Source organism: Youngiibacter fragilis 232.1, assembly GCF_000495435.3.
GTDB classification, from domain to species: domain Bacteria; phylum Bacillota; class Clostridia; order Clostridiales; family Clostridiaceae; genus Youngiibacter; species Youngiibacter fragilis.
This window is the reverse complement of the sequence record NZ_AXUN02000189.1, coordinates 1-14,278: the sequence shown is the minus strand read 5'-3', so window position 1 is coordinate 14,278 and position 14,278 is coordinate 1. Positions and strand designations below refer to the sequence as shown.

Sequence of the window (14,278 nt, the reverse complement as noted above, 5' to 3'; positions counted from 1 at the left end):
CTTACTTGACCTGATTTATTTTGTTGTATGCATATATTGCTGCGCCTAAGGCGCCAAAGAGCTGTGACAATGGCGAGTAAGCGATCGGTACGCCAAGGGACTTTTCGATTGCTTTCCTCACTCCGCCGTTCTGGGCAACTCCGCCACCCATGCAGACCTGCTCTGTAACTCCGATCCTCTTTACCATGGAAGCTGTACGTGATGCCACTGAGTCGCAGATACCTGCAACGACATTCGGTATCGTCGCTCCGTTTGCAAGCTGGCTTATGACTTCGCTTTCCGCGAATACGGTACATGTGCTTGATATCGATGATGGTTTGTCAGCAATCGCAGCCAGGTTTTCAATGTCACTGAGCTTTATCTGCAGAACTCCTGCCATAACGTCTAGAAATCTTCCCGTACCTGCAGCGCATTTATCATTCATCAAAAAATTGACCATCTTACCGCTGTCAGAAAGAGAAACCACCTTTACGTCCTGTCCTCCGATATCGATGATTGTTCGGAGTTTCGGAAATACAAACCTGCCTCCGATAGCATGGCAGGATAGCTCGCTAACCTGCATGTCAGCTGACTTAAAGTTAGTACGTCCATACCCTGTAACCACCGTATAACTAATATCCCCCAAACCGAGTCCGCTTTTCTCCAGTGCTTCAGCAACAGCCCTGTCAGGACTGCTTGTACCGATTCCACCAGGTACCAGCGACTTGGCTACGATATCTACCCCGTTCCTTAGCAGCACGCATTTGGATGTAGTTGAGCCGATATCAATTCCTAACGTGACCATAAACACTCCCCATATCTGATAAGCATCAATTTAATCAATTTTAAAGTTACCACACTTATCAATCATAGATTACTGGTAAGACCAGGTATCTAATGGAAAGTATAACGTTTTCTTTTTTAGAAGTCAATAATGGAGCAAAACATATTTGTGAAATAATTTTCAAGGAAATCCGTAATTTATATGTCCTATAATTACATAATCACATCAGTGATTCAACAATTTATATAGTCAAACATACAGTCTATCAAGCTTACAATATAAGTAATATAGACTATCAGTTTTAGGAAATATTATAAATTTTAGTTCATATTATATTTATATGTGTAATTCTCATGAGTACTGTTGGAATTTTTATGATATTCTAGTAATATATACATAAATAGTCTAAATTTTTAGAATTAAGGAATAATGATATGGAAAAAGATATGATTGCACATGTCAGAAAAAATTCAGGTGACACTTGGGCTGAACCCCATGCTCTTTCAGATCACATTAATGGAACTGCAAAAATGGCTGCACAATTCGCATCAGCGTTCGATTCGGATGAATGGGGATATGTTCTTGGATTGGCACATGATGCCGGAAAATCCCGTCCATCCTGGCAGGGCTATCTTAGAACTAAGAGTGGATATGATGAATTTGCACATATTGAAGGGAAATCTAGAAAGATACTCCACGCAATCTATGGGGCAATCTTAGTTGAAGAAATTTATGGCAAGGAAATTGGCAGAATTCTATCATATTGTATTGCCGGTCATCATGCTGGTCTCCCGGACTGGTCCAGTTCAGAGACTGGAAATGCATCATTGAAAGATCAAAAAAATAAGATTGAATCAACTAATGATATTGATTCTAAATTAGTTGATATGTTAGTCCAAAGTAAACCGAAGTCAATCCCAAGACGGTTTAGTCAAGGATTGGACATTTCTTTTTGGATAAGAATGCTTTACTCATGTCTTGTTGATGCTGACTTTCTTGACACAGAAAACTATATGGATGGTGGAAAATCCATACTACGAGGGGGCTATCTCTCAATTGATGAACTCCTGGAAAAACTTAATCATCATATGAAAAAGTTTGAGGAAGACTCATCAAGGACTAAGGTCAATTTATTAAGGAATGAAGTCAGGCAAAAATGCAGAGTTGCAGCCCTGAAAAATCAAGGAATTTTCTCACTCTCAGTACCCACGGGGGGTGGTAAGACTCTTTCCAGCTTAACCTTTGCACTGGAGCATGCTAAAAAACATGGACTTGAAAGGGTAATCTATGTGATACCATACACAAGTATAATCGAACAAAACGCGAATGTATTCAGGTCTGTACTGGGCGACGACCAAATAATAGAACATCACTCAAGTATTGATGAAGAGAATGAAACACCTAAATCGAGGATCTCAGCTGAAAACTGGGATGGTCCTGTCATAGTGACAACCTCGGTACAATTTTTCGAATCGCTCTTTTCAGCTAAATCAAGCAGATGCCGTAAACTTCACAACATTGCAAACTCTGTAGTTATTCTTGACGAAGCTCAGCTGGTCCCAGCTGAATTCTTAAAACCAATACTATCAGTTATGCAATTATTGGTTGATCATTATAAAGTTAGTTTCGTTATTTCGACTGCTACACAACCAGCTTTTTCGTATAAAAATGAGCCTAACTTCAAATTTCAAGGTCTTAAGGGAATCACAGAGATAATTGGTAGTACTGAAGAAGTAAGAACCCTTTATGATTCGCTAAAAAGAAACAATATTATATTCCCCCAAGACTTCGATGTTCCGATAAGCTGGAATGATTTATCTATGGACTTGATTAAGCATGAGAAGGTACTTTGCATTGTATCAGACCGGAAAAGCTGCAGAGAGCTCTACAAGCTTATGCCCGAAAATACATTCCATCTGTCTGCACTAATGTGTGGAATGCACCGTAGTAGTGTGATTTCTGAAATTAAGCAAAAACTATTATCTAATGAACCCGTACGAGTGATAAGTACCCAGCTTGTCGAGGCAGGTGTGGACATGGATTTCCCTGTGGTATATCGTGCGCTATCTGGACTTGACTCTATTGTCCAAGCAGCTGGGAGGTGTAACAGAGAAGGAAAATCGGAATCTGGTGGCAATGTTTTTGTATTTATTCCAGAACGTCCTGCTCCTCCTGGTTACCTAAGAAAAGCGATGGAAACAGCCGTTGGAATATTGAAGTCAGCTCCGATAAAAGAAATAGATAATTCAATTATTGAACGATACTTTAGCGACTTATATTGGAAAGTTAATAGTCTTGACAAGGCAGAAATAGAAGCATTGCTTGATCCAGTCAAAAATGACAGAAGTGAATTGAGCATATATTATCGGACAGCCTCAAATAGATTCAAGCTAATTGATGATAGGACTCAAAAGCAAATATTTGTCCGATATAAGGATGGAAATGAACTAATCGATAGAATAAAAAAGGATGGCCCTGACAGAATGATACTACGGAAGCTGCAGAGATATGTTGTAAACGTTTCAACAAATGAATTCCTTAGACTACGTGGAATCGGTGCTATTGAAGAAGTCTATCCGAATATTTTTGCACTTAGTACTGAGCTTTATTATTCAGAAGAATATGGTCTAATCAGTGATGAGAATGATATTGATATTTCAAAATTCATAAATTAGAGGGGGAATTTGAATGAATGACTGGTGCCTGGAAGTCTGGGGCGATTACGCTTGCTTTACTCGCCCTGAGATGAAGGTCGAACGCGTCAGCTATGATGTAATAACACCTTCATCTGCAAGGTCAATTTTCGAGTCCATACTATGGAAACCTGCTATCAAATGGAATGTTACAAAAGTAGAGGTGCTAAATCCAATAAAATGGATCTCAGTGAGACGAAATGAGTTGGGTAAAGTCGTAACCGCGCCTACTGAAAAACAGATGTCAGGAGCATTGGGCGCTCCAATGGGAATCTTCATAGAAGACGTAAGACAACAGCGAGCTGGCTTATTCCTTAGAGACGTTAGGTACAGAATCTATGGCTATTTTGATTTCATCAACCCTGAATCCAGAGTTGTAAAGAAGAAAAGCCGTGAGGAGGAAGTCGGTACGCCTATAAGGAATGATGAAACTGAGGCAAAATATGCAGCAATGTTTCAGAGAAGGGCATCCAAGGGTCAGTGCTTCCATAGACCTTATCTGGGCTGTAGAGAATTTGCTTGTGATTTCAAATTGATCGAGGATCAAGGTATCGATAAGAAAAATCCAATTGATATCACACGTGATCTTGGTTACATGTTATACGATATGAATTTCGATGAAGACGTTGAGAATCCTATTCCTTTGTTTTTCAAGGCAAAAATGGAAAATGGAACTATTAATACAGATCGTAGGCAAGTGGAGGTAATAGGATGATTCTACTTGCATTGAAAGAATATTATGACAGAAAGATATGCGATGGCTCCATAGCAAAGGATGGTTGGATAAACGGTAGCATTGATTTTTTGATTGACCTTGATGAAGATGGCAATGCAACCGACATTTCTGATCTTAGAGAACTTGATGGAAAAAGATATATATCAAAGCGTCTTGACGTTCCTAACATTGGCAAACAAGCACTAAAGCACTCAAACAGCGGTAAGGATGCCAATTTTCTCTGGGATAACGCAAGTTTTGTACTTGGTTTGGGTGAAAAAGGGGATTCTCGGCTCGAAAGCATGCTAGCTGTCATTGAAGAGTTTTCGCCTGATACAACGGATATTGGTGTGAGATCTGTTAAGACATTCCTGGAAAAAGGTCTACGAGATCGAACTCATTTCCACAATATTTTGAATCACTCGGAGTTTGGAGAACTATTTGCATCAGGAAGTCCGAAACTCAGTTTTAGGGTGCCTGCTACTGGCTTTCGGACCGTATTTGACTCCCCTGAAGTATCCGAAGCTTTGGTAAATGTAGGTCAGCAGTCAGGAACCGGTGAATCTCATATCGGAACTTGCCTGATTACTGGCAAACAAAATTGTATTATTGAAGCAACCCACTCAGTCACAAAAGGTGTTTGGGGTGCACAGACATCCGGGGCGTGTGTAGTAAGCTTTAATAAGGATTCATTTAACTCATACAATAAAATCCAAAGCTATAACGCGCCTATTGGCAAAACTGCAGCTTCTCAATATACCAAGGCACTTAATACATTACTCGAATCAAAAAAACAAACCATGCATATAGGAGATACAACTGCAGTTTTCTGGTCCGAAAGAAAATCTATGTTTGAGGATAGCTTCTCATTGTTCTTTAATGAACCAGACAAAGATGATCCCGAAAAAGGCACTGAAAAAATAAAGGAGCTCTTATCTTCATTCCAAACAGGCACTTACTCTGTTGATAATGGAGATGATAGATTCTATATCCTTGGTTTGTCACCAAATGCGGCTCGTGTTTCAATCAGATTTTGGCATGTTGGAACGATAGCTGAATATTCAGACAGGATTAGGCAGTATTTTGAGGACTTCAAGATCATCAAACCTGCATCTGAGCCAGAGTACTATTCAATATGGAGAATCCTTGTGAATACTGCAGTCCAGGACAAGAGTGAAAACATACCACCTAATGTTGCAGGTGATTTAGTTAAATCAATCCTCGAAGGTACCCCCTATCCTGAAACGCTTCTTCAAGCTGTACTGAGAAGGATACGAAGCGATAAGGATAATAGAGTAAAACCAGTGCGTGCAGCAATCATAAAGGCCTATTTGAACCGTTACTATAAATTTCATACTAATACAAACTATAAGGAGGTAAGTCTATCATTGGACGAGAATCAAAAATCAACAGGTTACCAATTGGGACGTTTGTTTGCTATCCTTGAAAAGATTCAAGAAGAGGCGAATCCTGGAACTAACACAACAATTCGAGAGAGGTTCTATGGTTCTGCTTGCTCAAGTCCAGTTACCGTATTCCCAAATTTAATGAGATTGAAAAACCATCATCTTGCAAAAATGGATTCAAAAGGCAAAGTGGTCTACTTCGAGCAACTTCTGGGCAATGTAATTGAAAATCTTTCAGACTTTCCGAGTCACCTTCCATTGCACCAGCAAGGTCTATTTGCAGTAGGTTACTATCACCAGCGTCAGGATTTCTTCACTAAAAAATCAGAGAAAAAAGAAAGCCAGGAGGGAAAGTAAATGAAGAATATTATTGAGAAGCGCTACGATTTTATATTGCTATTTGATGTTAAAGATGGGAATCCGAACGGTGACCCTGATGCAGGAAATCTTCCAAGACTAGACGCTGAAAGTGGACATGGCTTAGTTACAGATGTTTGTCTTAAACGTAAAGTAAGAAATTTTGTATCAATAAAATATGGTGACCAATCCCCCTATTCAATATTCATTAAAGAAAAATCGGTATTGAACAATACTATTGAGCAAGCTTATAAGGCACTTAACATCAATACTAATGAGTCTCCTACTGACCCAACTGATGGAAAGAAGCGGAATAAGCCTGGAAGTGGACAAGGAAAGGAAGTCGAACGTGCAAGACGATTCATGTGCGAAAACTTCTATGACATTAGATCTTTCGGGGCTGTTCTCTCCACTGGAGCCAATGCTGGTCAGGTTAGAGGACCAGTTCAACTGACCTTCGGACGGTCCATTGATCCTATAGTTTCATTGGAACATAGCATCACTCGTATGGCTGTTACAACTGATTCAGATTCTGAAAAGCAGGGCGGAGACAACAGGACTATGGGAAGAAAATCTACAATTCCATATGGATTGTATAAAGCCTATGGTTTTATTTCGGCTCCTCTCGCAAGCCAAACCGGATTTAATCAGGAAGATCTCAACCTATTGTGGGAATCCTTGATTTATATGTTTGAGCATGACAGGTCAGCAGCCCGTGGATTTATGAGCACTAGGAAACTCATAATATTCGAGCATTCATCCTTAATGGGCGATGTACAGGTACAAAAACTATTTGATTCTGTTTCGGTTTCAAGATTGTCAGAGAATAAGCCTGCCCGTGATTTTAGTGATTATGCCGTTAAAATTGACAAGAATTCAATCCCAAGTGGAATTAACGTAATTGAAATGTGATGGATATATACAGTGATGAAGATCTGATTCAACTTTCCGGAATCCAACATATCGCATTTTGCGAAAGACAGTGGTCACTTATATATTTGGAACAGGTATGGACAGAGAATATACATACACTAGAAGGTAAATATCAGCACGAGCGCGTTGACGATCCTTATTTCAATGAAACAAGGAATGATATCAGAATTGTACGATCAATGCCTTTGGTTAGTAGGAGATTAGGCTTAACTGGAATTGCTGATGTAGTTGAATTCAAAATAGCATCTTCTAACGACACCCGTGCCGTAAAACTACCACAAAGGAAAGGATTATGGCTTCTTTATCCAGTTGAACATAAAAAAGGACATCCTAAACCTGATGACCGTGATGCTGTACAGCTTTGTGCTCAAGCAATGGCTTTAGAAGAGATGTTCGGAACAAAGATTGAGGTTGGCTACTTGTTCTATAATCAGACAAGACATCGCGTAGAAGTTGTTTTGAATGACACATTGCGTGACCGGACAATCTATTTGTCAGAACGTATGCATAGTTTACTAAATTCCGGTATAACTTCAAAAGCAATACCAGGAAAACATTGTTCACAATGCTCGCTGAAAGAAAATTGCCTACCAGAACTAACTTTGAAACATCATTCCATAAATGACTATTTAGCAAGAATGTCAAAATTGGAGGAGTATGACAGTTGAGAAAGCTATTGAATACTCTATATATTACATTACCAGATTCGTATCTTGCGTGTGACGGTGAGAATGTTCTTGTCAAAATAAACGGAGAAATCAAGTTCAGAGTACCAATCCATAATTTAGAGGGAATAGTATGTTTTGGGTATGCTGGCGCGAGTCCTGGTCTTATGGAATTATGCTGTGAGCGAGGTGTTTCCATATCATTTTTGACACATTTCGGGAAATTCATCGGGCGTGTTAGCGGACGAATTTCGGGAAACGTTCTTCTTCGGAGGACTCAATATAGGTGGAGTGATGATTTTGAATCAAGTCTAAGACTTTCAAAAAGGTTTTTATTAGCTAAGGTTATTAATTCCAGATCTGTTTTGCACCGAGCAATACGTGATCATTCCCAGATTGTTGATACATTAGCTTTATCAAAAAGTATGGATGATTTATCTGCTTATTCGAACAAACTGATTACATCAAATGATATGGACTCACTTAGGGGTATCGAAGGACTTTCTGCCGCTAGCTATTTTTCTGTTTTTAACCATCTAATTCTGAATCAGAAGGATGACTTTTGTTTCACAGGAAGAAATCGCAGACCACCTACTGACAGAGTAAATTCATTACTGTCTTTCCTCTATACATTACTATCGCATGAAACTGCTGCAGCATTAGAAAGTGTTGGTCTTGATCCTCAAGTGGGATTCCTACATAAGGATAGGCCCGGAAGACTAAGTCTATCTCTTGACCTTATGGAAGAACTTCGTCCTCATTTCGCTGATAGGCTTGCATTAACACTAATAAACCGCAATCAAATTGATGGTGGCGGATTCACAATTAAGGAAAATGGGACCGTAATAATGGATGATAAGACAAGAAAAGAAGTATTGCTTGCATGGCAAAAGCGGAAACAAGAAGAGATAGTCCATCCATTTATTGAAGAAAAAATACAGTTTGGACTTGTTCCATATGTGCAAGCAATGCTATTATCTAGACACCTTCGAGGTGACCTCGAAGATTATCCCCCCTTTTTTTGGAAGTAGGTGATCGATATGTTGGTATTAATCACTTATGATGTTAATGTAACAAGTAATGGAGGAAAAAAAAGACTAAGGCATGTCTCAAAAGAATGTCAAAATTTTGGACAGAGAGTTCAGAACTCTGTTTTTGAGTGCTTGGTTGATCCTACACAATTCAAAGAACTCAAGCATAGACTTGAGAACATAATAGATCCTAGTACCGATAGTCTTAGATTTTACTTCCTTGGTAGCAACTGGAAGCGAAGGGTTGAACATATTGGATTCAAGGAAGCATATGATCCAGAAGGCGTGCTTATTATTGATGCGAACCAATAGTACACATGAAATATGTGGGACCTTCGCATTCACCAATAATTAACATCCGTAGTCCTTCTTACTTACATAATCATGAAATAATCATTTTTATCTACCTGATTCGCAATTAAGGCATTTAGACCGATTGTGTATCAATGGTTTGATTTCTTAGGGTCGCACCCCGTGCGGGTGCGTGGATTGAAACATCGATAATCTCCAACGGTGTTTGATGCTCCCTTGTCGCACCCCGTGCGGGTGCGTGGATTGAAACCACATAAATTATCAACCCAACACGATTTATCGCGTCGCACCCCGTGCGGGTGCGTGGATTGAAACAATGTTCCGCCTGCAGTTATGGTTGATGCTGTGCGTCGCACCCCGTGCGGGTGCGTGGATTGAAACCTATAAGTGTTAATGGAACATAAGTGTTAAATCCGTCGCACCCCGTGCGGGTGCGTGGATTGAAACAATAATTAATGATGAATCATCAGGTAATATTGAGTCGCACCCCGTGCGGGTGCGTGGATTGAAACGATAATCTGAACCCGGTATATGAATATACGGTGAGTCGCACCCCGTGCGGGTGCGTGGATTGAAACAGTACTATAGCAGCCAGGATGTCGCTGGGTTATTCGTCGCACCCCGTGCGGGTGCGTGGATTGAAACTTAACTGCATTGTCATATGCAAGTTGAGCCTTTTGTCGCACCCCGTGCGGGTGCGTGGATTGAAACCTTCGTCTAGTGACTTAAACCAGTTGATTACACCGTCGCACCCCGTGCGGGTGCGTGGATTGAAACTTTACCGCATCTGTCACTGCGGATATCTTAGCTTGTCGCACCCCGTGCGGGTGCGTGGATTGAAACGCGAATAAGAATGTCCTTACCTCATTGATTCCCCAGTCGCACCCCGTGCGGGTGCGTGGATTGAAACTAAGGAGGAAGAGAAAATGTACAACCCAGAAATAGTCGCACCCCGTGCGGGTGCGTGGATTGAAACACGTAAGGCACACTGTACATGGTGACTATGTTGGTCGCACCCCGTGCGGGTGCGTGGATTGAAACGCCGCATCCTTGGCCATACTCTCGATACCAAGTGCGTCGCACCCCGTGCGGGTGCGTGGATTGAAACTATTAGTTGTCAAGTCAAATGATATTACCCCCCCGTCGCACCCCGTGCGGGTGCGTGGATTGAAACACCGACATCAGCGATTGTATCGAGGGTCGCGAGCGTCGCACCCCGTGCGGGTGCGTGGATTGAAACATGGCGTAACGTACGTTGACACCATTGACTATGTCGCACCCCGTGCGGGTGCGTGGATTGAAACTCGGAAACAATTCTAAAGCGATTGGAAATACCGTGTCGCACCCCGTGCGGGTGCGTGGATTGAAACTGACTGTCGAAGCGAGATAATCGTCGTATAGCAGGTCGCACCCCGTGCGGGTGCGTGGATTGAAACTCCGTCTGTAACTGGTTTATGATGGCTGTCTTGACGTCGCACCCCGTGCGGGTGCGTGGATTGAAACAATCCAGCCGATGCTGTCACAATTCCTGACCGCGTCGCACCCCGTGCGGGTGCGTGGATTGAAACAGCATACGAACCATGGCAGGCTTTCAATAGCACAGGTCGCACCCCGTGCGGGTGCGTGGATTGAAACAAGCGGTATTTGCTATAAGCCACAGTATTTGCAAGTCGCACCCCGTGCGGGTGCGTGGATTGAAACATTATCGACATTAAGCACCTTAGCCTGTCTTTCAGTCGCACCCCGTGCGGGTGCGTGGATTGAAACCCTGAGGTTTGGCGGCTCCGGCTACTCCTTGCGCGTCGCACCCCGTGCGGGTGCGTGGATTGAAACGTAGAGTAGCACCCCTATAGCTATTACCGCTGCGTCGCACCCCGTGCGGGTGCGTGGATTGAAACAGAGTCAATTGTTTTGAGGTAAATACCTGTTCCGTCGCACCCCGTGCGGGTGCGTGGATTGAAACCTCACAGCATGAGGGGGGCTATATGATTCTGGTGTCGCACCCCGTGCGGGTGCGTGGATTGAAACGTTTAAGTCTTAATATCTCATCCAGATCCATGCCTGTCGCACCCCGTGCGGGTGCGTGGATTGAAACATGATGCATATGCACATACGCTTGTAGCTAGGCACGTCGCACCCCGTGCGGGTGCGTGGATTGAATCTTTCTCGGTCATGTGTCACCTCCCCAGGTTGCTTGTCGCACCCCGTGCGGGTGCGTGGATTGAAACATCAGGTCTATAGTGTCATTCAGTTCGTTTGCCCGTCGCACCCCGTGCGGGTGCGTGGATTGAAACTCAGATCCCTCCAACATTGCTCTTGGGCAGTGTGGTCGCACCCCGTGCGGGTGCGTGGATTGAAACTGATCTTAGACTTGGCGGGAATTGGCAAGTTAAAGTCGCACCCCGTGCGGGTGCGTGGATTGAAACTGCTGACGGTACTACTGCGAAGGTCCTCTTGACGTCGCACCCCGTGCGGGTGCGTGGATTGAAACGAGACTACCGACGTGGTAGGCTACACGCAGTCCATGTCGCACCCCGTGCGGGTGCGTGGATTGAAACACTGTGGTAGACCTGCTTGAGATAGTGCTTGAGTAGTCGCACCCCGTGCGGGTGCGTGGATTGAAACGAGATTGCTGCCCTGAAGTATTCCTCTGTCCAGTGTCGCACCCCGTGCGGGTGCGTGGATTGAAACAGTGACAATCGAAGCTGTAACATATGCCAACGCCGTCGCACCCCGTGCGGGTGCGTGGATTGAAACATCTATCTTCCCAGCCTCAAGGCGGAGCCGGATCAGGTCGCACCCCGTGCGGGTGCGTGGATTGAAACAACTTCACATCTTAATAGATCATCTGCAATTAAGTCGCACCCCGTGCGGGTGCGTGGATTGAAACATATGAAAACATATCCAACATATGATGAAATACAGTCGCACCCCGTGCGGGTGCGTGGATTGAAACATCGGCTGCACACTCATGGAGATAACGGACCTCAGTCGCACCCCGTGCGGGTGCGTGGATTGAAACTATAAGAGCAAGGAATGGCAGGCCAAGCGCAAAGGTCGCACCCCGTGCGGGTGCGTGGATTGAAACAGCAGATACCGCATGGCAGACCATGAGCGCATATGTCGCACCCCGTGCGGGTGCGTGGATTGAAACTAAAGATAGATGCAACAGAGGCCACAACGCAAACGTCGCACCCCGTGCGGGTGCGTGGATTGAAACCTACCACCCCAATCCTATATGACTGTCCAGATATGTCGCACCCCGTGCGGGTGCGTGGATTGAAACCGTAATAATAACTTCTTCCCACGGAATCATCTTTGTCGCACCCCGTGCGGGTGCGTGGATTGAAACGATAACATGATAAATTTGAAATATGGGATTGACGTTGTCGCACCCCGTGCGGGTGCGTGGATTGAAACTTCTTGGTAGCTGCTGCTTGCTTTAGGTTGTTTATGGTCGCACCCCGTGCGGGTGCGTGGATTGAAACACCGCCAGCCTGTCGAGCCGAGGTCTATCGAGCCGTCGCACCCCGTGCGGGTGCGTGGATTGAAACTGGAGATTCTCCACACTTATGCCGGTTGTCTTAGTCGCACCCCGTGCGGGTGCGTGGATTGAAACAATGACATGATCAATGTAAATGATTGCTTGTTTGTCGCACCCCGTGCGGGTGCGTGGATTGAAACGTGGCATAATGTTATTAGAAGCCGCATCCAGGAAGTCGCACCCCGTGCGGGTGCGTGGATTGAAACAGTAACCTGTGCCTGTGCATCTTTAAGCTTCTTCGTCGCACCCCGTGCGGGTGCGTGGATTGAAACGTCAAAGAGCATAACACATGAGACAGCCTCAAGGGGTCGCACCCCGTGCGGGTGCGTGGATTGAAACTCTAGTAAATCATATAACTGATCTTGTGTAGCAAGTCGCACCCCGTGCGGGTGCGTGGATTGAAACGTATGATTACCGGGATTTTGTCCAAGAGCGCCGTGTCGCACCCCGTGCGGGTGCGTGGATTGAAACGCACTACACAGCAATGCGGGCGGTGGAGTGGGCAGTCGCACCCCGTGCGGGTGCGTGGATTGAAACATAAACAAATTGCGGGCTCCCACATCCACCATCTCGTCGCACCCCGTGCGGGTGCGTGGATTGAAACAGTGTAACTTCAATTCCTGTCAATTTGTCTCCGAGTCGCACCCCGTGCGGGTGCGTGGATTGAAACCTTGCATCAGCTTAGTCACCCTGTTGCCAATTCCGTCGCACCCCGTGCGGGTGCGTGGATTGAAACATCCCAAGTAGGGTCGCTTGCTCCCGAAGTGCCGTCGCACCCCGTGCGGGTGCGTGGATTGAAACTGCTCCCGCAGGAACCGCACTGCCAACGGATGCAGTCGCACCCCGTGCGGGTGCGTGGATTGAAACAGCTGTAGGGCTAAGAGATAATTCCAGGATCAAAGTCGCACCCCGTGCGGGTGCGTGGATTGAAACGATAAGTACCTCTCCCAGGTAAAGTATTTTGACGTCGCACCCCGTGCGGGTGCGTGGATTGAAACAAACCACAAACAGGCTACCAGATACCAGAAACAGTGTCGCACCCCGTGCGGGTGCGTGGATTGAAACGGACTTGTCTTAATTGCTATAGTAAGGTTGTATGGTCGCACCCCGTGCGGGTGCGTGGATTGAAACTTAAGAGTGAATATCATCCCTGCCGGATACTTAGTCGCACCCCGTGCGGGTGCGTGGATTGAAACATGGGAATCTGCCTGATCCCTGGCAGTCCAGAGCAGTCGCACCCCGTGCGGGTGCGTGGATTGAAACAGATTATCCGCCAAATCCGACTTAACGGAGTTGATGTCGCACCCCGTGCGGGTGCGTGGATTGAAACGTTATGTCGCATTTGGTTGCTAATCCGTACTAAGGTCGCACCCCGTGCGGGTGTGTGGATTGAAACGGTCAACTCTGTCTGAGGTACAAATCTTGCTACGTCGCACCCCGTGCGGGTGCGTGGATTGAAACAGTTAATGTACCTAAACCATCCTATCGTTGATTCAGTCGCACCCCGTGCGGGTGCGTGGATTGAAACGCTCAGTGGCGGTAATGCGGGTTTGTTTTGTTGGGTCGCACCCCGTGCGGGTGCGTGGATTGAAACCTGCCGATGTGATCAGGGATGTATTTGGACTCGAGTCGCACCCCGTGCGGGTGCGTGGATTGAAACGGAGTTATCCCAAAGAACGCCACTCTGAAAACAAGTTGCACCCCGTGCGGGTGCGTGGGTTGAAAAGAGATGTACCTGGTTGCAAATGAAAACGCCCTTGGTATAGCTTTATTGCTACTTCAGGGGCTGTTTCTTTCATATCCACTCTGATAACAAATGGACTGGTATGGATTTCAGACGAGAGTGTAGAAAATTTTGT

General features: G+C 44.9%; 8 protein-coding genes and 1 CRISPR repeat array. Of the genes, 7 read left to right on the top strand and 1 reads right to left on the bottom strand.

Features of this window, described 5'->3' with window-relative positions; all coding sequences use genetic code 11:
• Position 1: 1 nt before the first annotated feature.
• On the bottom strand, positions 2 to 784 hold the full coding sequence (locus T472_RS12845; RefSeq protein WP_023389229.1) for an acyl-CoA dehydratase activase: 783 nt from the start codon (positions 782 to 784) through the stop codon (positions 2 to 4).
• A gap of 413 nt (positions 785 to 1,197) precedes the next feature.
• On the opposite strand from T472_RS12845, the gene T472_RS12840 reads away from it, so the two are divergent.
• The 7 genes from T472_RS12840 to cas2 are packed head-to-tail and all read left to right on the top strand — an operon-like array spanning position 1,198 to position 8,875.
• Positions 1,198 to 3,438, top strand: coding sequence for a CRISPR-associated helicase/endonuclease Cas3 (locus T472_RS12840; protein WP_023389230.1), 2,241 nt, complete (start codon positions 1,198 to 1,200; stop codon positions 3,436 to 3,438).
• Between the two features lie 13 nt (positions 3,439 to 3,451).
• Positions 3,452 to 4,171, top strand: a complete 720-nt coding sequence (gene cas5c / locus T472_RS12835; RefSeq protein WP_023389231.1) for a type I-C CRISPR-associated protein Cas5c — start codon at positions 3,452 to 3,454, stop codon at positions 4,169 to 4,171.
• Positions 4,168 to 5,934 (top strand): type I-C CRISPR-associated protein Cas8c/Csd1, encoded by a 1,767-nt coding sequence (gene cas8c / locus T472_RS12830; protein WP_023389232.1) that lies wholly within the window; start codon positions 4,168 to 4,170, stop codon positions 5,932 to 5,934. Before cas5c ends, cas8c begins: the two co-directional genes overlap by 4 nt.
• Positions 5,935 to 6,846, top strand: coding sequence for a type I-C CRISPR-associated protein Cas7/Csd2 (gene cas7c / locus T472_RS12825; protein WP_023389233.1), 912 nt, complete (start codon positions 5,935 to 5,937; stop codon positions 6,844 to 6,846).
• Positions 6,846 to 7,535, top strand: a complete 690-nt coding sequence (gene cas4, locus T472_RS12820) for a CRISPR-associated protein Cas4 (protein ID WP_023389234.1) — start codon at positions 6,846 to 6,848, stop codon at positions 7,533 to 7,535. The genes cas7c and cas4 overlap by 1 nt, the downstream gene beginning before the upstream one ends.
• Positions 7,532 to 8,563, top strand: a complete 1,032-nt coding sequence (gene cas1c / locus T472_RS12815) for a type I-C CRISPR-associated endonuclease Cas1c (protein ID WP_023389235.1) — start codon at positions 7,532 to 7,534, stop codon at positions 8,561 to 8,563. The genes cas4 and cas1c overlap by 4 nt, the downstream gene beginning before the upstream one ends.
• Before the next feature lie 9 nt (positions 8,564 to 8,572).
• Complete coding sequence (gene cas2, locus T472_RS12810) at positions 8,573 to 8,875, top strand: CRISPR-associated endonuclease Cas2 (protein WP_023389236.1); 303 nt, start codon at positions 8,573 to 8,575, stop codon at positions 8,873 to 8,875.
• 152 nt (positions 8,876 to 9,027) lie between these two features.
• Positions 9,028 to 14,145: a CRISPR direct-repeat array (repeat unit 32 nt; unit sequence GTCGCACCCCGTGCGGGTGCGTGGATTGAAAC).
• Positions 14,146 to 14,278: the final 133 nt, after the last annotated feature.

Excerpts from the sequence above, each read along its gene's own strand:
- cas8c (WP_023389232.1), top strand. The coding sequence starts at position 4,168 with ATGATTCTACTTGCATTGAAAGAATATTATGACAGAAAGATATGCGAT.
- T472_RS12840 (WP_023389230.1), top strand. The coding sequence starts at position 1,198 with ATGGAAAAAGATATGATTGCACATGTCAGAAAAAATTCAGGTGACACT.
- cas4 (WP_023389234.1), top strand. The coding sequence starts at position 6,846 with ATGGATATATACAGTGATGAAGATCTGATTCAACTTTCCGGAATCCAA.
- cas2 (WP_023389236.1), top strand. The coding sequence starts at position 8,573 with ATGTTGGTATTAATCACTTATGATGTTAATGTAACAAGTAATGGAGGA.
- cas7c (WP_023389233.1), top strand. The coding sequence starts at position 5,935 with ATGAAGAATATTATTGAGAAGCGCTACGATTTTATATTGCTATTTGAT.
- cas5c (WP_023389231.1), top strand. The coding sequence starts at position 3,452 with ATGAATGACTGGTGCCTGGAAGTCTGGGGCGATTACGCTTGCTTTACT.
- T472_RS12845 (WP_023389229.1), bottom strand. The coding sequence starts at position 784 with ATGGTCACGTTAGGAATTGATATCGGCTCAACTACATCCAAATGCGTG.